This window comes from Alkalihalobacillus sp. AL-G, assembly GCF_030643805.1.
Lineage (GTDB): Bacteria > Bacillota > Bacilli > Bacillales > Fictibacillaceae > Pseudalkalibacillus.
The window spans coordinates 242,069-262,306 of record NZ_CP094656.1 but is presented as its reverse complement, the minus strand read 5'-3'; the positions used below and the strand labels follow the sequence as shown (position 1 = coordinate 262,306).

At 40.0% G+C, this 20,238-nt stretch carries 22 protein-coding genes; 12 read left to right on the top strand and 10 right to left on the bottom strand.

Annotation, left to right across the window (positions count from 1 at the left end; all coding sequences use genetic code 11):
- Nucleotides 1-72: 72 nt before the first annotated feature.
- The 4 genes from MOJ78_RS01415 to MOJ78_RS01400 form a co-directional block, all read right to left on the bottom strand.
- Complete coding sequence (locus MOJ78_RS01415) at nt 73-690, bottom strand: Type 1 glutamine amidotransferase-like domain-containing protein (RefSeq protein ID WP_304981156.1); 618 nt, start codon at nt 688-690, stop codon at nt 73-75.
- 129 nt (nt 691-819) lie between these two features.
- The gene (locus tag MOJ78_RS01410; RefSeq protein WP_304979466.1) at nt 820-1,686 is read right to left on the bottom strand and encodes a glycine betaine ABC transporter substrate-binding protein; all 867 of its coding nucleotides are present in this window, start codon (nt 1,684-1,686) and stop codon (nt 820-822) included.
- A gap of 220 nt (nt 1,687-1,906) precedes the next feature.
- Nucleotides 1,907-3,289 carry an argininosuccinate lyase gene (gene argH, locus MOJ78_RS01405; RefSeq protein ID WP_304979465.1) on the bottom strand — a complete coding sequence of 461 codons (1,383 nt, stop codon included), beginning with the start codon at nt 3,287-3,289 and terminating at the stop codon, nt 1,907-1,909.
- Nucleotides 3,290-3,309: 20 nt separating this feature from the next.
- Entirely contained in the window at nt 3,310-4,536 is a 1,227-nt protein-coding gene (locus MOJ78_RS01400) for an argininosuccinate synthase (protein WP_304979464.1), read from the bottom strand.
- Between the two features lie 310 nt (nt 4,537-4,846).
- Here MOJ78_RS01400 and MOJ78_RS01395 point away from each other — a divergent pair, with 310 nt between their 5' ends.
- The 3 genes from MOJ78_RS01395 to MOJ78_RS01385 all read left to right on the top strand — a co-directional run bounded on the left by MOJ78_RS01395 (nt 4,847) and on the right by MOJ78_RS01385 (nt 7,605).
- Entirely contained in the window at nt 4,847-5,584 is a 738-nt protein-coding gene (locus tag MOJ78_RS01395) for a SurA N-terminal domain-containing protein (RefSeq protein ID WP_304979463.1), read from the top strand.
- Nucleotides 5,585-5,698: 114 nt separating this feature from the next.
- Nucleotides 5,699-6,622, top strand: a complete 924-nt coding sequence (locus MOJ78_RS01390) for an ABC transporter permease subunit (RefSeq protein ID WP_304979462.1) — start codon at nt 5,699-5,701, stop codon at nt 6,620-6,622.
- A 14-nt stretch (nt 6,623-6,636) separates the two neighbouring features.
- Entirely contained in the window at nt 6,637-7,605 is a 969-nt protein-coding gene (locus MOJ78_RS01385; RefSeq protein ID WP_304979461.1) for an ABC transporter permease, read from the top strand.
- A 3-nt stretch (nt 7,606-7,608) separates the two neighbouring features.
- Here the strand turns inward: MOJ78_RS01385 and MOJ78_RS01380 are convergent, their stop codons facing one another.
- Nucleotides 7,609-8,478 carry a cation diffusion facilitator family transporter gene (locus tag MOJ78_RS01380; protein WP_304979460.1) on the bottom strand — a complete coding sequence of 290 codons (870 nt, stop codon included), beginning with the start codon at nt 8,476-8,478 and terminating at the stop codon, nt 7,609-7,611.
- Nucleotides 8,479-9,056: 578 nt separating this feature from the next.
- Between MOJ78_RS01380 and MOJ78_RS01375 the strand changes: the two genes are divergently transcribed.
- Together MOJ78_RS01375 and MOJ78_RS01370 are read left to right on the top strand one after the other, a co-directional pair.
- Nucleotides 9,057-9,677: a matrixin family metalloprotease gene (locus MOJ78_RS01375; protein WP_304979459.1), complete on the top strand. Its 621-nt coding sequence runs from the start codon at nt 9,057-9,059 to the stop codon at nt 9,675-9,677.
- A gap of 12 nt (nt 9,678-9,689) precedes the next feature.
- Nucleotides 9,690-10,313, top strand: a complete 624-nt coding sequence (locus tag MOJ78_RS01370; RefSeq protein ID WP_304979458.1) for a hypothetical protein — start codon at nt 9,690-9,692, stop codon at nt 10,311-10,313.
- Nucleotides 10,314-10,418: 105 nt separating this feature from the next.
- Here the strand turns inward: MOJ78_RS01370 and MOJ78_RS01365 are convergent, their stop codons facing one another.
- Nucleotides 10,419-10,955, bottom strand: a complete 537-nt coding sequence (locus MOJ78_RS01365; RefSeq protein ID WP_304979457.1) for a GbsR/MarR family transcriptional regulator — start codon at nt 10,953-10,955, stop codon at nt 10,419-10,421.
- A gap of 469 nt (nt 10,956-11,424) precedes the next feature.
- Here MOJ78_RS01365 and proV point away from each other — a divergent pair, with 469 nt between their 5' ends.
- From proV to MOJ78_RS01330, 7 genes are all read left to right on the top strand, one after another.
- Nucleotides 11,425-12,633, top strand: a complete 1,209-nt coding sequence (gene proV, locus MOJ78_RS01360; RefSeq protein WP_304979456.1) for a glycine betaine/L-proline ABC transporter ATP-binding protein ProV — start codon at nt 11,425-11,427, stop codon at nt 12,631-12,633.
- Nucleotides 12,634-12,635: 2 nt separating this feature from the next.
- The gene (locus tag MOJ78_RS01355) at nt 12,636-13,472 is read left to right on the top strand and encodes an ABC transporter permease (RefSeq protein WP_304979455.1); all 837 of its coding nucleotides are present in this window, start codon (nt 12,636-12,638) and stop codon (nt 13,470-13,472) included.
- 13 nt (nt 13,473-13,485) lie between these two features.
- Nucleotides 13,486-14,406, top strand: a complete 921-nt coding sequence (locus MOJ78_RS01350; RefSeq protein ID WP_304979454.1) for a glycine betaine ABC transporter substrate-binding protein — start codon at nt 13,486-13,488, stop codon at nt 14,404-14,406.
- Between the two features lie 148 nt (nt 14,407-14,554).
- Entirely contained in the window at nt 14,555-14,758 is a 204-nt protein-coding gene (locus MOJ78_RS01345; protein ID WP_304979453.1) for a hypothetical protein, read from the top strand.
- 18 nt (nt 14,759-14,776) lie between these two features.
- Nucleotides 14,777-15,070 (top strand): spore coat protein, encoded by a 294-nt coding sequence (locus MOJ78_RS01340; RefSeq protein WP_304979452.1) that lies wholly within the window; start codon nt 14,777-14,779, stop codon nt 15,068-15,070.
- A gap of 43 nt (nt 15,071-15,113) precedes the next feature.
- The gene (locus tag MOJ78_RS01335; protein WP_304979451.1) at nt 15,114-15,263 is read left to right on the top strand and encodes a hypothetical protein; all 150 of its coding nucleotides are present in this window, start codon (nt 15,114-15,116) and stop codon (nt 15,261-15,263) included.
- Between the two features lie 23 nt (nt 15,264-15,286).
- Entirely contained in the window at nt 15,287-15,436 is a 150-nt protein-coding gene (locus tag MOJ78_RS01330) for a hypothetical protein (protein WP_304979450.1), read from the top strand.
- 237 nt (nt 15,437-15,673) lie between these two features.
- Here MOJ78_RS01330 and MOJ78_RS01325 read toward each other — a convergent pair whose 3' ends face one another.
- The 4 genes from MOJ78_RS01325 to MOJ78_RS01310 form a co-directional block, all read right to left on the bottom strand.
- Complete coding sequence (locus MOJ78_RS01325) at nt 15,674-16,600, bottom strand: manganese-dependent inorganic pyrophosphatase (RefSeq protein ID WP_304979449.1); 927 nt, start codon at nt 16,598-16,600, stop codon at nt 15,674-15,676.
- Nucleotides 16,601-16,701: 101 nt separating this feature from the next.
- A complete protein-coding gene (locus MOJ78_RS01320) occupies nt 16,702-17,748 on the bottom strand; it encodes an ABC transporter permease subunit (protein ID WP_304979448.1) in 1,047 nt (348 codons plus the stop codon).
- On the bottom strand, nt 17,748-18,650 hold the full coding sequence (locus MOJ78_RS01315; protein WP_304979447.1) for an ABC transporter permease subunit: 903 nt from the start codon (nt 18,648-18,650) through the stop codon (nt 17,748-17,750). Before MOJ78_RS01315 ends, MOJ78_RS01320 begins: the two co-directional genes overlap by 1 nt.
- A gap of 226 nt (nt 18,651-18,876) precedes the next feature.
- A complete protein-coding gene (locus MOJ78_RS01310) occupies nt 18,877-19,812 on the bottom strand; it encodes a cation diffusion facilitator family transporter (RefSeq protein ID WP_304979446.1) in 936 nt (311 codons plus the stop codon).
- Nucleotides 19,813-20,238 lie beyond the last annotated feature (426 nt).

Below are 20,238 nucleotides of genomic sequence, written 5' to 3'. Positions count from 1 at the left end.
CATACTTAACTTGTCTTTCCTTGTCTAATGTTACATATAGCAGTATGAAGATTCGCTATTTTTCCAATTTAGCTATCCGATTTTCACTACTTGACCAAAACGTTCGACCCGATCATCCTCAACGATGATACCAGAATCATCCTTACATCCATAAACAGGAAGTTCATGTCGCTTTGAAAAATTTTCAAGATCATCCCAATGTACTTCCTTTGAATAATGTGGTAAAAAGTGCAACTGAACAAGGTCAAACCCACGAGTGTCTTCCAATTGTACATCGTTCGGGTCAATAATACCTGCAACGTCAATCGTCGTGCTCATCACCATCGCACCAGCACTGACACCGATCAACATTCCTCCGTCCCTTACATACTCAGTTAAAAATGAAACAAGACCCCTTTTTTGAAGATTACCCAGAAAGTAAAACGTGTTACCACCCGAAAGAAAAACCGCATCACATTGATGCAACCGTTCCTTATTTTCCTCATCATGCTCCTGATCGATGTCGCAATACAAAAATTCTCGGAATCCAATTCGCTCCAAATTCGGCTTCATTTTTTCAAAATAAAACCTTTCCCGATCATATTGGGAGGGAATATAGCCTAAACGTGCCTTCCCCAACTGAATTATCTGCTTAAGCCTAGCCTCCAGGTTTGGATTCAGACTTTCCGTCAAGCTGCTGAGTAAAACCATTCTCACGAGCGATCACTCCTTGTTGTGATAAACCTAGCGAACTTTAGATTTGTGACGTTAAGAAATTCTCCTTTTACTATTTCATAGAAAAGAGAGCTGTTCAAATATCAGCTCTCCTTTCGAATCCTTTTAGTTTATCCACTCATCAACAAGGTCCTGATTATCCTTAACCCACTGCTTGGCTCCTTCTAGTGCATCATCGTTTTCATTGATGACTGCCATCAGTTCACCTAGAGATTGGTCATCCATTTCCCAATTGTTCATCCATTTCAGAACTTCAGGAAAGTCCTCTTTGAACCCTTTTCTCGTCATGAAATAAATGTCATCTGGTTCTCCATAAACCTTTTTTGGATCTTTTAAGTATTTGAGTTCATACTCGGCGAACGCCCAGTGTGGATTCCATAGTGTTACGATGACCGGCTCTTCATTATTATAGGCTTTATCTAATACACTCATCATCGCAGGACCGGAACTTTCGACCAGTTCGTAATTCAAATCATACTCTTTGATCGCATCACGTGTCAGTTTCATCAAGCTTGCACCTGGGTCAATTCCTATTAATTGAGTAAGTCCAAGCTCATCTTTCTTAGCATTCAACTGCTCAATACTATCAATGTCCATATATTTTGGAACGACCAATCCCAACCCTGTCCCTTCATACCATGATTCATGAAGTGCGATTTCGTCTTTATATTCTTCGTATAATGGTTTATCTGTTGTAGGCAGCCAAACTTCAGGGGACACATCCAGATCACCTTGTGCAATGCCAGCCCATACAGGAGACTTTTCCATCGATTTCAATTTGACCGTATAACCCTTCTCTTCAAGGATGACCTTCCACATATTTGATATCGCAATGTTTTCCGCCCAGTTGTTCAATCCGAAGGTAATGGTCCCTTTGCTTTCTCCGCCGCTTCCATTCTCACCGCCAGCACAGCCTGCCATTGATAGAACCGCAAGTGAGGTTATAATAAGTGTAGAAATGAATTTTTTCATATGTAACTCCCTTTCTCTTGAAATTTTGATAGGTGCAATGTTTTTCGCTGTGGATAGACTCGGACACGTGTAACCGGTGCATCTACCCTGATTATGTTTACTACTTTTTCTTCCGCAAAGCCCCTAAACCGGAACGACCACACAGTATATATGTATAACAACCCCATTAAAAGAAGTCAAACGAAAAAAGCCCCTTCTCCAAGGAGCTTTATATGAATAATCAATCATGCTGATTCAGTATGCTATCGGCCTTCACAATTTGCTTTTTGACCTGTGAAGTCGCTGTACCACCAAGGCTGTTCCTTGCGTTCATCACATGTTCAGGTGCAAGAATTTCATAGATGTCATCTTCAAACAATGAGCTGAACCGCTTATATTCCTCAATTCTTACCTCCAATAAGTACTGTTGATTTTTAATCGCATACAATACGATTCTCCCGGTGATTTCGTGAGCCTCTCGAAATGGAAGTCCTTTTGTAACGAGGTAATCGGCAAGATCGGTCGCATTCGAGTAATCCTCTGTCACCGCTTTTCGCATCGTTTGGCGATTGACCATCATCGTCTCGATCATCGGAGCTAAAAGCTTCAAGGAGCCTTCGAGTGTTTCGACCGTGTCGAACATCCCTTCCTTATCCTCCTGCATATCCTTGTTGTAGGCAAGTGGCAAGCCTTTTAATACCGTAAGAAGTCCGATAAGGTTTCCGTATGTACGGCCGGTTTTCGCCCGTAATAGCTCTGGAACATCAGGGTTCTTCTTCTGCGGCATAATGCTTGAACCAGTACAAAATGAATCATCCAGCTCGATGAACCCGAACTCCTGACTCGACCAAATTACAAGTTCCTCAGATAACCTTGAAATATGAGTCATCGTGATTGATGCAATTGAAAGGAACTCAACAATGAAATCCCGATCGCTTACTGCATCGATGCTGTTCGCATATACTGAATCAAACTGTAATAGATCTGCCACCCGGTCCCGATCAATCGGAAACGTTGTCCCTGCCAAGGCCCCTGCACCAAGCGGCAGAACGTTAATTCGCTTTTGACTGTCATACAGTCGTTCCTTGTCTCGTTCAAACATCCAAAAATACGCCAACAAGTGGTGGGCAAACGAGATGGGTTGAGCACGTTGTAGATGTGTATATCCTGGCAAAATAGTGTCTATGTTGTCTTTCGCCTGTGCTAAGAGTGCCGCTTGAACGGCTTCAATCAATTCAATAAATTCGACTGTTCTTTCCCGTAAATATAAATGCATATCGGTGGCTACCTGGTCATTTCGGCTACGGCCAGTATGAAGCTTGCCGCCAACCGGCCCGATTTCATCAATCAAGTACTTTTCTATGTTCATATGGATATCTTCATGTTCAACGTGAAAATCCAGTGCTCCTTCTGAAATCTTTTTTTGTAGAGATTGAAGACCTGACTTGATTGTGTCTGCATCTTCCTCCGTGATAATGTTACATTCGGCAAGCATTTGAACGTGTGCTAGGCTTCCTATTATGTCTTCCTTTGCTAAACGCTGATCGAATGATATAGATGCAGTGAATTGTTCGACAAGCTGGTTCGTTTCTTTTGTAAACCTTCCGCCCCAAAGCTTCGACATCCGTTTCCCCTCCAAATCGTTTAGTTAGACTGTACGCCTTTTTGCGCGGGTTCCTTTTGATTCACTTCTGTATAGGTTTTTGTTGATAGCCCCCACAGTTTGATAAAACCTACTGCTGCGTTGTGGTCAAATAGATCCCCTTTCGAATAGGTTGCAAGTGCTTCATTGTATAAGCTATGTGCAGATTTACGTCCGACCACCATGAAATTTCCTTTATAAAGCTTCATTCTTATCGTCCCGGACACAACCTTTTGTGTATCCTGAATAAAAGCATCAAGCGCAGTCTTTAGCGGTGAATACCATAGTCCATCATAAACGAGCTGTGCCATTTGCTGATCGACCTGGGTTTTGAACTTTGTCACCTCTCGAGGTAAGGTCAAAAATTCCAATTCTTTATGGGCTTGGATCAAAAGGATTGCCGCAGGATTTTCATAGACCTCTCGCGATTTTATTCCGACGAGACGATTCTCAATATGATCGATTCTTCCGATTCCATGCTTACCGCCCATAACATTTAGCGATTCAATCAGGGCAACGAGTTCCATCTCTTCACCATTCAGGGAAACGGGCACACCCTTGTCAAATCCTAATTCAATATACTCAGTTATATCTGGTGTCATCTCAATCGGAGCAGTCCAATCAAAAGCACCTTCTGGCGCCTCATTCCATGGATTTTCTAACACTCCTGCCTCGCAGGCACGTCCCCAAATGTTAGCGTCAATCGAATATGGATTATCTAAATCAACTGGAATCGGAATATTGTGCTTATCGGCGTACTCGATTTCCTCATCTCTTGTCATCCCCCATTCGCGGACTGGTGCCAACACTTCAAGATTCGGGTTCAACGCCTGGATTGACACTTCGAATCGAACCTGATCATTTCCTTTTCCAGTACAGCCATGAGCAACAGCAACGGCCCCGTCCTGTTCGGCTACTTCAACAAGCAGCTTCGAGATCAATGGTCGGGAAAGTGCGGATGATAACGGATATTTCCCTTCATACAAACAGTTTGCTTTTAAAGCCGGAAGCAGATAGTCCTTTGCAAGCAGCTCCTTCGCATCGACCATAATCGCTTTAATCGCACCAACATCGAGCGCCTTCGTTTTGATCGCTTCAAGGTCTTTTCCTTCTCCGACATCCAAACCTAGTGCAATCACATCATACCCGTATTTTTCTTGTATCCATTTCACCGCAACAGATGTGTCCAAACCACCTGAATAAGCTAAAACAACCTTATTTTTATTCAATACCCCTCACTCCTTTTGTTGTATTAATATTTATTATAATGTATTTTTATTCAATAAACACTACAATACACTTTGATAATTGTCAACACTTTTTCTACATACAAATACGTTTCCTGTTTTAACGTTCAAAAAGACGATCGGACAGTATCTGTTCGGTTAAATCCAACCCTGAGAACGACCTATCTTTCAATCAATCTTGGTCTATTTCTTGCAATAAAATAAATTTTCGTTTAGTGTTAGAAAATGGGATTACAACACCCCCACTTCTTAGGGCAGTATGCGAATTGTATTCTGAAGGGAGATAGCCAACTTGAAAAAACTAATGAAATTCGCCCTTGTGGCGTTACTGACTGTTGTACTTGCAGCGTGTAATGGAGATGAAAAAGGCAACAAAGATAAAGAAGAAACAGCTCCAAAAGAGGAAAAGAACACTCAAGTTGATGAGAAGAAGCTTGAAGAACAACAAATAAAAGAGGATAAAGTCATTGCGTTGGTCAATGGTACTGAACTTAAAGGTGCCGATTACAACCGTGCACTTTCTCAAATTCAATTGCAATATCAACAGATGGGACAAGACCCGACAACCGAAAAGGCTGAAAATCAAATAAAAGACCAGATCCTGAAAACCCTTATTGACTTTACAGTCGTACTCCAAGACGCTGAGAAAAAGGGGTACAAAGCATCTGGTGAAGCCGTTGAAAAAGAATTGACAGCTATTAAAAAGAACTTTGACAATGACGACAAGAAATTTGAGGAAGCATTGAAAAAGAACAATATGACCGAGGATGAGTTAAAAGCTCAGCTCGCCAAAAACCTCACGTACAAAACCTACATGGAAAAGGAAATTAAAATTGAAGATGTTTCTGAAAAAGAAATGAAGGACTACTACAATAAATTCAAAGAACAAACAAAAGGGAAGGAACCACCTCCCTATGAGGATGTAAAAGGACAAATCAAGATTCAGCTTGAAAGCCAAAAGAAACAAAAGAAAATGACTGAAAAGATTAAACAGCTTAAAGAAGATGCAGAGATTGCAGTATTGATCTAAAAACAGCCCATGCGGCTGTTTTTTTGTCTCTCCATCACATTTTTAAAGGGATTGTAAAAAAGATACAGAATTCAGTTATTACAGCTTGTCGGGAAGTAGTTAGGGGGGTAATGTTTGCAATTGGTTCGAGGCGTAGTAAAAACTTGCTTGTTATATTTAGCCGCGTTGATCGTAATTGTCCTTGTTGTTTTAGCACCCCGAGAGGTAACGACGGTTCCGAGCAAAAACCACCCAGCCGTTATCGAGTTTCAATATGGATTCAATTGGTCCGTTTACAAGGATAACCTTATACAATATGTCACGGGTATTTGGGAAAACAATAGTTTAGGCGGAACGATGTACCCTCATCGTACTGTCGAAGAAGAAATCGTCGAGTATTTGCCGCGGAGCCTGCTTATAATCTTGACTTCCTTTATTATCAGCATTCTAGTTGGGGTATGGAAGGGGATTTTTGATTATCTTAATACGGCAAGCCGGAAACGAATACTAGGCAAAAATGCGACCTCTTTTTTCCTTGCAATCCCTGATTTTTTCCTGATTCTATGTTTGCAATGGTTGGTTATTTTTTATTTTCCATTCATTGAATTTTTCGGCTATGATCATTGGTATAGCTTTATCCTCCCTTCGATTCTCGTTTCTATCTATCCGCTTATGTATATCGCGAGAATCACTTCAGGCGCGATTGAAGGTGAAGAAATACAACAGTATGTCCTTGTCGCAAAATCGAAAGGGTTCACTCGAAAAATCATTCTCTACAATCATATTTTGAAAAATTGTTGGGGGGCAGTTCTAAGTCATTTATCTTCAGTCATGTTGTATATCCTATCGAATCTCCTTATCGTTGAATATTTACTTGATTATAAGGGTGCTGCCTATCGATTGTTCAAAGCCTTTCACTACACGAATGTATATAGCATCGGATATGTATCCGAATACGAAGCTGAGATGGTTATTGGTCTAGCCATGAGTTTTATGATGATTGTTTTTGTCACTCAGCTCATCAGTCAGGTTGCTAGAATTTATGTGGATCCACGATAAGGAGTTCTTCGATTATGACGAAAAATAAAACACTTTTGGTTGGAAGTTTCATGTTTTTAATCGTGCTTTTTATGATGTTGGTCGGTCCTCATCTATCGTTTATTGACCCAAAAGCTGGAGAGGAAATCGTCCGGGTTGAGGAAGGTGTGATTACTGCACCTCCCTATCCGCCGTCACTCGAAGATCCATTTGGCTCAACGGAACGAGGAAGGGATCTATTGAGTTTAGTAGTAATAGGTACAAAGGATACGTTGTTGCTCGTTTTTGCAGTAACTGTCATTCGATACATACTCTCTGTTCCTTTGGCTTTGTTCGCTACGAAAAAAAAAGGTTTGTCACATTGGATTCTCAACGGCTGGAACCAGCTTTTTTCCGGGTTGTCTGTCCTGTTTTCTGCGATTTTACTTCTGAATGTCCCTTTTTTGACGTTCAATGAAAATCGTGTCTATTGGTCAATCCTGATCCTTGCTCTTATTGAGGTTGGGAGAGTTGCCTATATCTTTCAACAGCAAACATATACGATTTCAAAATCTCTGTACATTGATGCGGCGGTAACCGTCGGAAGCCACCCGCTCTCGATTTATTTCCGTCATTATCTTCCGGCTTTGATGCCGAAAATCATTTCAACCTTTTTTATCGACCTTGGACGTGTCCTATTGTTGATTGGGCAGTTGGGAATCTTCAGCATCTTCATTAACCAGAAATTGGTGCAGCTCAGTTTCAGTCACGGTGAATTGCAAAATACAAGCCACAACTGGGCGACATTACTCGGAACTGCCCGGGGGGACTTGCTTACGGCCTTTTGGATTCCTTTCTTCCCGGCACTTGCGATCACATTTACGATCATTACCTTCAATTTGTTAGGAGAAGGTTTGCGGCAACATTTCGAACAGCCTTCAAGCTCTCGATTTCAGCTGCTCTCGATTATTAAAAGTAAGAGGATGCGGGGCATAAAACGGAAAAATGACAACGTTGGTGCTTAACGTTTACTTCGGTTCGATGTGGACGTGCACATCATAAACACCATGCTCCTCCATCAATGCCTTCTCTACGTTAGTAGAAATATCATGTGCGTTCCGAATGTCCAGGTTCGGGTTTACGAGAATCACCAGATCGACGACAATGTTGTTTCCGTAGCTTCTTGCTTTAATATCTTTTATTGACTTTACGCCAGAAACATTTCGAATCGTTTCCTTATACAATTCAATTTCTTCCTCATCAAACCCATCGGTTAAATGGTGCGATGCTTCTCGGAATATGTCCCATGCCGTTTTACAAATAAGCAGGCCGACAATGACCGCCGTTAATGGATCAAGCCAAGGCAAGCCGAACTGCGAGCCAATGATTCCGACCACAGCTCCAATACTTACCCATGCATCTGAAAGGTTATCCTTCGATGCTGCCTTCAATGATTGACTGTTGATTTTATTCGCCAACCGCTTGTTGTACCAATAGACCCCATACATGACAATTACCGAAAAAACGCCTGCCCATGCTGCAATCAAATCCGGCGCTTCACTGTTCCCTTTAAATGTGTCTTGGATCGCTCCATATAATACTTGAATACCGACAATCATCATGATAAAAGAAGCAATCAATGATGCAACCGTTTCTGCCTTCCAATGTCCGTAAGGATGATCTTTATCCGCTGGGTTGCGAGATAACCTCAATCCGATCAGTACTGCTAGAGAGGCAATGATATCCGTTGCATTATTGATTCCGTCCGCCTTTAATGCTTCCGAATCAGCGGTATGCCCTATGTAATATTTCAGCGCAGATAAAAAAAGATAAGCAAAAATACTTATCACAGCACCCCGTTCTCCACGTTTTAAATCATCGTATTTTTGTTGATCCATCGTAAAGTCCTCTCTGCAAATTAATCCTCAACCATCGTAACAAGCAGAAGGCTAGTAAGTCTACAGCAATGTTTTTAACCATTACTATTAAAATAATAAGCATCCAAAAATGTTGGTATTGGTTAAAAATGTTATCCTGAGCAACTGATTACGCTTCTTTATACCATCCATCGTTATTGTGTGGAAAAAATACCGTATGATTCAAATACCATGGTGAACTTGATCCAGCCTATTATTATAATAAATACTCTAATATTGATTGAAGTGAGTAATTGTAGCTTCTTCTCTTATTTTGTCATTTATCCTACTCTAACCATGGATTATACAGAATTCCGCAAAGTAACAAATTGGAACTTTAATCTAACATTACTTTGGAACTCTGCAGTATGTTGTGAAAATCCTGCCTTTCATATTTGGGAAACTTTTTAAAAAAGCTGTCTTTTATCAGCAAATAATAAGCTGGATTTTCCCAATATAACAAACCGCCAAATTATGGCAGAGTTTTGATAAGCGGCCGCAGAAAGAAATTATTATAGAATTTAAGGAGGATTTTTGAATTAATGAAGGAGAGGATTTTTTTGAAAAAACTACTAATTAGTTCTATTCTAGGGGTTTTGTGTTTGTCTATTTTTCCAATTAGCACTTTCGCCTACGAGTATTGGTATGATCCAAACAATACTGATAACGCGTGGGAATTACTTGGAGGAATTGATGATGGAGATTTAGATATATTTGCAGACAACAACTTTACGATCAATAATACTACATATGACTTTGCAACAGAGTACAGAGATGCTTATTCAGACTGGTATTCTAGCGTGGGACCTTTGTATATTACTGAAAGTAATAGGGGTACAAATAAACTCTGGTTCTATGCAGATGATTATGGCGAACAGGGACTAAACGGATGGGCTTCTTTCTATTTAGATGGGAATCGCCAACAAGACTGTAAATCATGTTCATTAGAGGGTAATTACGACTTAGCTAAGACATATTTGAATGCACATGACTTAGAAGACGGTACCCCTTTTACATCAGCAGAAGTTGAAGCTGTTGCGATACATGAAATAGGTCATGCTTTAGGCCTATCTCATGAAGATGATGAAGATGCAGTAATGAATACTTATAATGTAGATACTGGTAACTTTAATGTATTATATGATGATTATGGTGTTACAAATCTTTATAAAAATAACTAAAGGGGGTTAACCATGAAGTTATTAAAAGTAATTTTAATTTTAACTTTATTAATGAGTGTCATTGGATGTGGAATGCTAGATACAAATAAAAATTCATCTAGTATCATAAAGGAAAAAGAAGAAATCAGTGAAATATCAAATAGTAGTAAACCAACTCCTGTAACAATTGCTTATGTTGAAACCCATTACAAAACCCTTGAATCCATCGTTAAGGATTCTGTATTGGTTGCGGAGGTTCAGGTTAGTGGAGAAGCAAAACAAATCGATTATAAAGGTGCAACATTTATTATACATGACTTAAATGTAAAAGATGTAATTGTTGGAAACCAAGACTTAAAAAACAAGACAATAAAATTAATGGAAGTTGGGCTCTCACCAAAAGACCTGAATGTAATTAATGACAAAAAGAAATATTTGGTATTTCTTACAAGATACGAAGGACCTGTAACTGATGATACGTATATTATTACAGGAGTTTATCAAGGTAAATTTAAAGTAAATAGCGATGGTTCATTAAAATACTCAGGTCAAGATGTAGATGGTGTAACCTATTTCCAAGAAGAGTTTACCAAGAAAAACAAACTGAAAGATGCGAAAGTAAAGATTAAAGAAATAAAACAAAAATCAAAAAAATAATTATATGAGTTTTAATTGGTGCATGAAAATGGGTACAAGCCTATATTCAATATTGGTTTGTGCCCATTTTATTATCGAATATTCTCCTTTTACCTAAAGGATATTTCATATTTCATTATCCTTATTCGTCAGCTTAAAAATCTCTTTTGATTCAAATAGATCGATAACTTGATTCAGCCAATTGTAGTAACTAATCGCATACGTGACCTTATCGATATCTTTTTTTGCTTGTTCTGCGACATCCTCGTTTGGTGCATGTGCTATCACATTTTTAAAGTCAGATAGAGACTTCGTCAATGCCCCCATATTCATCTGAGTTCCCTTTCTCCATTGAGCACAAAACCGATCTATGAAGTTTTGATACCAGTCTGCTTTTATTTGATATAAATCCTTACGTTCTCCCTTCCTCCAAACCTTTTCGACCATATCTAAGTCGATTAACGTTCGCACTCCAGTAGACATACTTGTTTTGCTCATATGAAGCTCTTCTTTTAATGCATCGAGCGTCATCGGTTCATTTTCAAAATAAAGAGTTCCATATATCCGTCCGATCGAAGGAGTTACACCGTATAAATGCATATTTTGTGCTACTGATTCGATTACACGTTCACGCGCTTGTGCGATTATTTCTTGGTTATCCATATGTCACCTACCCGTCCTAATCATAAGAAAAGCGAAAGCGCCCTGCTTAGCCACGAAAGTCACTGGAAGACTGACGGGGAGGCTGTCGCCGCCACAGGAAGTCTGAAGTGATCCGAGTGGCTGGGTGCTGGAGCTAGACATTACTTATACTTCTTGCCTTTCAATAAAAGGTACTTTTGTAGCGAGTATCTCGTATACCCTATGCTGATTTACATTTTATAGATTGAAAAGACCGATGTAAAGCTAGGCCGAAGTGAGCATTTTAGAGGATATCCAACCATTTATAAGAATGCGTAAGTTTAGAACGTACAGTTTTTACTGTATGAACTATATCAATTGTATATGCCGATTTTTCACGTTTGTTGCTCATTAGCATTGTCTTTATACTTAGTAGGTATGCAAAGGTAACGGGACTAAATTACTATCCACAGGTAACGACAATTGTTTACAAAAGAATAGAGGTGCAGAGATGGCTCAAACAAAGATAAACGTACAGAATGTCACAAAAGTCTTTGGGAAATCCCCAAAGCAAGGGGTTAGTCTCTTGAATGAAGGGAAATCGAAACAAGAGATCTTAGAGGATACTGGCATGACAGTTGGTGTCAATAAAGCGAATTTTGAAGTGAATGCTGGTGAAATATTCGTCATAATGGGACTTTCGGGTAGTGGGAAATCCACACTGGTTCGAATGCTGAATCGTCTAATCGATCCGACTGACGGGCAGGTCTTAATTGACGGTAATGATATTGTAAAACTAAAACCGAATCAGCTTCGTGAAGTAAGGCGGAAAAAAATGAGCATGGTCTTTCAACGCTTTGCCTTGTTCCCACATCGGACAGTACTGGAGAATACAGAATACGGTTTGGAAGTACAAGGATCTGATAAACAAGCGCGTAAGGAGAAAGCATTGGAATCATTGAAGCTTGTTGGTTTAGAAGGTTACGAACACAGTTATCCAAAAGAGCTTAGTGGTGGAATGCAGCAAAGGGTCGGATTAGCTCGCGCCCTTGCAAATGATCCGGATATTTTGCTGATGGATGAAGCGTTCAGTGCACTCGATCCATTAATTCGAAAAGATATGCAAAACGAACTATTAGAGCTACAGGAAACAATGGAAAAAACAATTGTCTTTATTACTCACGATCTCGATGAAGCATTACGCATCGGTGATCGAATTGCGTTAATGAAGGACGGAAATATCGTCCAGGTAGGTACTCCAGAGGAGATCCTTATGAATCCTGCCAATGATTATGTCGAGCGTTTCGTGGAAGATGTCGACCTTTCAAAGGTACTAACCGCTGCACATATAATGAAGCGGCCGGAAAAGGTCCGAAATGACCGAGGTCCGCGTGTAGCCTTACAACTAATGAAAGATGAAGGCATTTCAAGTATTTATGTTGTGGATAAAAAACAAAAGCTGATCGGTGCTGTAAATGCTCAGGATGCTTCTGATGCAGCGAAAAACAATCAGTCTCTTGAAGATATACTGCTACCGGATTTGGCGACCGTTACACCAGATACATTAATTGTAGATATGTTTGAAAAAATGGCTGACTCAACAGTGCCGCTCCCAGTCATTGACCAAGATAACCGACTGAAGGGTATTGTTGTTCGTGGTGCTGTCATTGGTGCACTTGCCGGTAATGAAAGTCATTTAAACGGAAATGGGGTGAAGTAGAAATGCAACTATTTCCGAAATTACCGCTTGCCAGTTGGGTCGATCAGGCAGTAGTGTTTTTGACCGAATCCCTAGGTCCACTCTTTGGCGTCGTTTCAAAGGGAATCGAAGGGTTTGTGGATTTCTTGGTATTTGTGTTATCCTCTGTACCTGCCCTGATTTTAATCGCGATATTTGCAGGGCTTGCTTGGTGGGCGAGTCGATGGACCATTTCCCTTTTTACCGTAGTTGGATTATTTTTGATACATAATTTAGGCTATTGGGATGGAACAATCGATACGTTAGCACTTGTGTTATCCTCCGTGATCATTTCAATTATCATCGGGATTCCTATCGGCATATGGATTTCACAAAGTGATCGATCACGGGATGTCATTACACCGATTCTTGACTTTATGCAGACGATGCCTGCTTTCGTTTACTTGATTCCAGCAATTATCTTCTTTGGAATTGGTGTTGTACCGGGTATTATCGCTTCCGTTATCTTTGCGATGCCACCGACGATCCGCTTGACCAATTTAGGGATTCGTCAAGTACCTGAAGATTTGATTGAAGCATCCAATGCATTTGGATCAACAACGAAACAGAAATTATTCAAAGTTCAACTGCCATTAGCAACCCAAACGATCATGGCTGGAATTAATCAAAGTATTATGCTTGCCCTTTCGATGGTTGTCATTGCATCCCTTGTGGGTGCACCGGGCCTAGGTGCCGACGTCTATCGGGCAGTAACACAATTAAAAGTTGGAGTTGGTTTTGAAGCTGGTCTTGCTATTGTTATTTTAGCAATTGTATTAGATCGGATTTCTCAAAATATAGGAACAAGCAAAAACAACTAAGGGGGATTTTTACATGTTTAAAAAGAAATTTCGTTTTCTAGGATTAGCAATGCTACTCGCGCTATCCGTTGTGCTAACTGCATGCGGTAGTGGTGAGTCAGATGAAGGATCAAGTGATGGAGAAGGATCTGAAAGTGCAGCATCCATCGGTGAACAATTAGAGTATAAAATTACAGGAATCGAGCCTGGTGCCGGGATTATGAAGGCGACAAATAAAGCATTAGAAGAATACGAAAGCCTCGCTGATTGGGAGCTTATCGAATCTTCATCAGCAGCAATGGCAGCAGAGCTACAAAAAGCTATTGATAACGAAGAACCGATTATCGTCACTGGATGGACACCACACTGGATGTTCTCAAAATTCGACCTTAAGTACCTTAAAGATCCAAAAGGTGTTTATGGAGAAGCGGAAAACATCGAGACGTTTGCCCGTAAAGGGTTAAAAGCTGATCAACCTAGTGCGTACAAAGTGCTTGACCAATTCAAATGGACTCCTGAAGATATGGGTGCTGTAATGGTAAACATTCAAGAAGGTATGAAACCGGCAAAAGCAGCTGCAAAATGGGTTGAAGAAAACAGTGGTAAAGTAGGAGAATGGACGAAAGGCGCAGAGAAAGTTGATGGCGAAGAGGTTTCTCTTGCATATGTAGCATGGGATTCTGAAATTGCAAGCACGAATGTCGTTGCAAAAGTGTTAGAGGATCTTGGCTATAAAGTGGAACTTATTCAATTAGATGCTGCTCCAATGTTTGCTGCCGTAGCAAGTGGTGATGCAGACGGAATGGTAGCAGGATGGTTACCGTTGACTCATAAAGACTATCTCGAGCAATATGGTGACAAAATGGAACGATTAGGACCTAACCTAGAAGGTGCAAAAACAGGGCTTGTCGTACCAACCTACGTAGAAGCAGATTCTATTGAAGACCTTAAATAAAAAAGTTTTCAGATGAAAGAGCGGACTTTGATCCGCTCTTTTTTTATTCCCTTTTTTCCTTAAATTAAGCTGGTTGGATAAAAACCAAACGAACATTCAATACTAATTAGAGTACAAAATTATCATATTTGCACGGGGGTGATTGTAAATGAACCAACTTACTACAAAGGAACTCTCATACATTGAGGACGAAATCCGGGCTGAGGAAATTACCGCAAAAACAATTAATTGGTGTGCTTCCCAATGTGAAGATATTGAGCTCCAGAATCAACTAGAAGATATTGCCGAACGTCATCAAATGAAAATTGCGGATCTCTCAAAATATTTTAATCGTTCAATGAACGTCCAATAATGGTGGAGGTGATATATTATGCCTAATAATATGAAAAACCGTGGATTGACGGATCGTGAAATGCTCCAGCTTTGTTTGGAGTTAGAAAAAGGAAGATGCAGAAGCAGCAGTAATGCACTGTTAGAAACGAGTCATAAAGAGTTAAGAGACGTTTATAAGCATTGCTTTGAAAATGCAGAGCAGAACCAAAGTAAGTTATTTGAAGTCATGAAAGAAAAAGACTGGTATAAAGTAGAGCCTGCTACGACCGAACAAATTGGAAAAACACAAGCATTAATGCAGAACAACCTACACCCCGATGATCAGTTTTAAAAAGTGCCTGTAACGAGGCAACCGAAAAAGGTGGACAAATGACATGGTTCAAAAAGATAAAAGTCAATATCAAGTAGTAACAGGACCGTACAATGAGAAAACGACAGGGTTGAAATTCGGATACGAATATTCATCTGGAAACAAAACAGGTGGATTCCGGGCAACTAAGAAGGATCCAAATCATAAAGAATGAAACGATAAGGAGGATTGGTCAGAATGGCAAAAGGAGAAAGATTAAATGAAGAAGCTGCACGAAATAATAATTTACATTCCTCAACCATTAGAAATGATGTTGAATTGTCTAAAGAGCTGCAGGATAGAAAAATTGAAAAAGACGCTAATCAGACACGAATTTCGAGAAGCTAAAAAATTCGTCCAAAAAACGAATTCAATTGAAGCTAGGTTTGTGCGACTTGCTTCAAGTTAAGATTGTTGCTGCTTGCAACCCAAAACCTTTCCAAATACTATTGCATCAAGTGCTGGCAAGGTTTTCTTCACTTCAGGAACGAACTTAAAACCTGATTTCGTAACTAAGTTACAGTAATAAGGCGTATTTACGACGCAAAAAACCTGGTGTGATTTTCCACACCAGGCTTTCGGTAATTAAGATAATGCGGTCGTCAATTCAGGAACAATTTGCTTTTTACGCGATACGACACCTTTAAGGACAGCTATCTGGTCGGTCAATGTAACTCCGAACGCCTTTTCTACCGCGTCTATTTTCTCTCCGATCGGAAGAACAGTTGAATCATTATCAAGAATATCCGTAACGACCAATACGAACAAATCAAGGCCTTTTTCTTCAACTACAGCTGAAATATCTTTGACCAGTTCTTCCTTGAACTTAAGGACATCATTCACATCAACCGTATTTACTTGAGCAACCTCAACCTTGCTGCTCCCCATTGTGAATTCTTTTGCATCAAGTGAGATGAGTTCCTTTGTTGTTTTACCACTGATATCCGCACCTGCACGAAGCATTTCCAATCCGTATTCTTCAGCATTGACCTGTGCGATTTCAGCTAGTTCTTTCGCAGCTTTTACATCTTCATCCGTACAAGTCGGTGATTTGAAAAGCAATGAATCCGAAATGATTGCTGAAAGCATAAGGCCAGCAATATTTTTAGGAATCTCTACCTCATGTTCTTTGAAAAGCTTGTTCAAAATCGTTGCAGTACAACCTACCGGCTCAGCCCGATAGTAAAGTGGATCTGCTGTTTCGAAGTTTGCGATTCGGTGATGGTCGATTACCTCAAGTACTTGAACCTTTTCGATACCGTCCGCACTTTGTTGACGCTCATTATGGTCGACCAAAATGACTTGGTTTACCTCATTGGATACGTTCTCGACAAGACGCGGAGCCTCGATGTTGAAATACTCCAAAGCGTATTGCGTTTCTTCATTTATATTACCTAAGCGTACAGGTTCTGTATCCATACCCAATTTATTTTTTAAAAATGAATAGACAACCGCTGAAGTAATTGTATCCGTATCAGGGTTTTTATGTCCGAAAATTAAAGTATCAGCCAAAATAAGTACCTCCTATGAAAATATTCTTCCACCAAATTATACACTATTTTACGGTGGATTTTCAGGTTCAAAATAGAATTGCAACCCAAATTACCTCTTTCTCATTCATTCACGCTATGCTTTTTATTAAAATCAACGGAATCCGACTGGAAGTCAGCTTTGGTGGGGATCTTGTTCGTCCGTTCAAGTGGTTTTCGTTTCACTCTTGGCATAAACTCTGCATTGTTGTACTCCTTTTCAAAGCCTATTAAAGCCATTTTTACAGATAGAATGGTTACTGTGAAGAAGAGGACAGGAACAGCCGTAATCCATGGGGATCCTGCCCAGATGAATTCCCACCATAACCCGAGCAGTCCAGACCACTCATTGGAAATTGAAAACTCTCGTGTAACATTATACATATCTTTTTGATAAGCGTAGCCTCCAACAAATATCATCAATAATCCGAGGTGTGCAAGAAGCAATAGGACTTGAACCAATTCACGCAGGAAAATCATGCAAAACTGTGGTACTAGGTACGGCATCAAATGCTTCCTTATGATTTGTCTCTTTCCTGCCCCTAGCACTTTGACGCCTTCAATGAATTCTTTTTTCATGATTCGGTCCGTTTCATTCATGACAAGAACCGAAATCGTAGGAATGGCGATCAACGTAAACACGGTGACGAACAAAGCATAGTGTTCCAAAAGGGAATAGGTATAGACATTTCCAAAGCGCTTGGAATAAATCATTACCCAAACTAGTATGAAGTAACCGAGCAGTGTTGCTGGAAAGTAATTCGATGCGTCCACGACGGATGCAATCCATTTTTTCCATTTCGGTACGAACATTCCTAAAAATACACCGATAACAGCTGACATGCACAACCGTAAGAAAGCCACGACAAATGCTATCCCGAGGGTGTATTTTGATCCGATCAAAATCAGGTTCAGTAACGGGCGACCGAAATGGTCTGTGCCGAATGGCGGATAATCCATCGGGCTGTATGGGTGTTTAAGCAGTTCGCCATTCTCATCATAAAGCAACCCCACAACTGGAGTCACATCATTTTTAATAAAGTAATAACCAATGCTTGAAAACAAGATCCCTAGGGTGAACAGAGAACTGACCATGAACATCGGATTCCGTAATAAACGCAATACGAACATCAGATCACCACCTCTTTTCCAGTGGTACGATGGATGATGATCTTACTCACCAAAAGAATTAGGCAGACTGGGATATAAAAAAGAATCAGACTTAATGCAATGACGTCCGTTTGATTGTAGTTCAGTATGTATTTCGTCAGCCCGCTTATGTTGAACAGCCTTTCTAAAATGATCAAATTGGACAGCATAATCCAAATGATTGCTTTAGAGTGGCTCGTGACACCGATGATGGCATTACGGAAAATATGCCTGAGGAATATAGAGTTCTGCGCCAATCCTTTACTCGTCGCGAAATCGACATACGTCTGCTCGCACTCTTCAATTGTCATGAACAGCGACACTTTGAAAAAGAAAAGCGTCGGTAAAAGGGCTAACACAAGAATCGGAACGAAATAAACCTGTTCAAACCCGCCTGCGATCGGAAACAAGAGAATTTCTGTCTTTTTGAAAAACCAGATGATGAAAATTTGGACGACAAAAATCACGAAAATATCGGGTAAGGCTTCCAATAAGGAAAGTACATTTGAAATTTTACGAACAGCTCGCTTTGAAAAGAAGGATGTTATATACGTGAGAAGAACCCCTCCAAGAATTGATACCATTAGAGCGGTCAGAAATATCTTCATGGAATATATGTAATACTCCCAAAAGACCGGGAACACCCTATACTGTTGATCCGTCCAGTTGTAAAACTCTTGGCCGAATTTGTAAAGATAGATATCCTTGTAAACCATCATATCTTGGGGATGCGTGAGAGATACAACCGTATTTTTCACATAATGAAAATAATTCGAAAAGCTGAAATCAAGCCCATACATCGTCATCCCGAGAAATGCTGAAATCAATACAATCCCGATTATGACAGCAATAAATCGAACGAAACTACTTATGACTGTTTTCACCAAAAAAACACCACCCCGAAACCCCTTTATATATACAGACGACCTAGAGACGAATTGGGTGGAAAAAAGAAGGGAGATATTACCTGAAACTAGTAATATCACCCGGAACAAGCAGGGAAATCCCTTTTTATCGGTTGCTTGAATCGATACGTATTCGACAGCCAAATGAGATTACCAAAACATAGGTGTACATACTTCTTGCTTCCAACACGACCAGAAATAATCGTCACACCTTCTGCAGCATAAATTGCTCTCCGTACTCACCATGATCGTGAATCGCTGGATGCTCGGTCTGAATCGTCGAATGCTCGATGCCATACTTCTCTTTTAACATCTCATCAATGGCTAAAACGACATCGAATGACTGAATGCCTTCACAGATAAAAACGTGAGCGGTCAACGAAAAGTGATCGGTTGAAATGGTCCACAAATGCATTTCATGGACGTCCTCCACTCCATTCACCATACCGATGTCCTCTCGGATAAGATCAAGATCGAACTTGTCTGGTACCGATTCCATTAAAATGAGGTACGACTCTCGAATAATCCTTGACCCACCAACGAAAATGATTACGCCAATAACGATGCTGATCATTGGATCGAAAAAGTAAAATCCCGTAACGTAAATGAGGATACCCGAAACAATGATTCCAATTGAGCTAAGTAAATCGCCGATAAAATGCCAGAGTGCACTTTTAATATTCAGGTTCTCTTCCTCTTTTATGCTCCTGCTCAATATATAGGTTAAAACCACATTCACGATCAACCCAATGGTCGCAATGATCAACATCAATTGCAGATTGACGTCCTGCGGGTGGATCATACGCCTGATCCCTTCAATAAAAATCCCGATCGCAATCACGGCGAGTGCAAGCCCATTAAGAAAGGAGGCGATGATTTCAAAACGAAGGCGTCCAAACGTATACCTTTTATCTGGGTTCCGTGTTGCCATATAGATCGCAACCATGCTTAAACCTAAAGCGACGACATCTGAAATCATGTGTCCTGAATCGGATAAAAGCGCAAGAGAATTGGATAATAAACCACCTACAAGCTCGACAATGGTAAAAAACAATGTAAGCAATAACGTAACCCATAACGTTTTCTTGGATTTTTGCTGCTCTTTTTTATGATTGAGGTGATGATAATCGTATTTTTGCACATCATCCACTCCCCTATTTTATAATAATTATCATATAATATTTATAACAAAATAACCGAAGTGTGTCAAATTTAAATGAGAATGTTTTCTACTAATTGATAATGATAATTATTACTAACAGGGTTTTGAAAACTTTTAATGATAATTATTATCATGTTTGTTTTTTATGTAAAGTATAATCCCTGAACTGAAATCTCAGTGGACAATCTTACTTTTTACGCGAGGTGAGGTACGATTTTGCTAAGTTAATAGTATGAACCCCATTTAGAGACGTTAAGTCAGTCAGGGAATCGTTTTTTCGGCCACAAATTGAATTATTTCGGCCGCGGAGCGTAATAATTCGGCCACACATAGTAAAATAGACCCGAACAAACGTTGTAATCCAGTGCAAAATGCATAAAAAACCAGGCCAAATTGCTAAGCCTG

Bases quoted from the DNA above. Each gene is read 5' to 3' on its own strand.
- MOJ78_RS01415 (WP_304981156.1), bottom strand. From the start codon at position 690: ATGGTTTTACTCAGCAGCTTGACGGAAAGTCTGAATCCAAACCTGGAG.
- MOJ78_RS01410 (WP_304979466.1), bottom strand. From the start codon at position 1,686: ATGAAAAAATTCATTTCTACACTTATTATAACCTCACTTGCGGTTCTA.
- argH (WP_304979465.1), bottom strand. From the start codon at position 3,289: ATGTCGAAGCTTTGGGGCGGAAGGTTTACAAAAGAAACGAACCAGCTT.
- MOJ78_RS01385 (WP_304979461.1), top strand. From the start codon at position 6,637: ATGACGAAAAATAAAACACTTTTGGTTGGAAGTTTCATGTTTTTAATC.
- MOJ78_RS01380 (WP_304979460.1), bottom strand. From the start codon at position 8,478: ATGGATCAACAAAAATACGATGATTTAAAACGTGGAGAACGGGGTGCT.
- MOJ78_RS01370 (WP_304979458.1), top strand. From the start codon at position 9,690: ATGAAGTTATTAAAAGTAATTTTAATTTTAACTTTATTAATGAGTGTC.
- MOJ78_RS01365 (WP_304979457.1), bottom strand. From the start codon at position 10,955: ATGGATAACCAAGAAATAATCGCACAAGCGCGTGAACGTGTAATCGAA.
- proV (WP_304979456.1), top strand. From the start codon at position 11,425: ATGGCTCAAACAAAGATAAACGTACAGAATGTCACAAAAGTCTTTGGG.
- MOJ78_RS01355 (WP_304979455.1), top strand. From the start codon at position 12,636: ATGCAACTATTTCCGAAATTACCGCTTGCCAGTTGGGTCGATCAGGCA.
- MOJ78_RS01350 (WP_304979454.1), top strand. From the start codon at position 13,486: ATGTTTAAAAAGAAATTTCGTTTTCTAGGATTAGCAATGCTACTCGCG.
- MOJ78_RS01345 (WP_304979453.1), top strand. From the start codon at position 14,555: ATGAACCAACTTACTACAAAGGAACTCTCATACATTGAGGACGAAATC.
- MOJ78_RS01340 (WP_304979452.1), top strand. From the start codon at position 14,777: ATGCCTAATAATATGAAAAACCGTGGATTGACGGATCGTGAAATGCTC.
- MOJ78_RS01335 (WP_304979451.1), top strand. From the start codon at position 15,114: ATGGTTCAAAAAGATAAAAGTCAATATCAAGTAGTAACAGGACCGTAC.
- MOJ78_RS01330 (WP_304979450.1), top strand. From the start codon at position 15,287: ATGGCAAAAGGAGAAAGATTAAATGAAGAAGCTGCACGAAATAATAAT.
- MOJ78_RS01320 (WP_304979448.1), bottom strand. From the start codon at position 17,748: ATGTTCGTATTGCGTTTATTACGGAATCCGATGTTCATGGTCAGTTCT.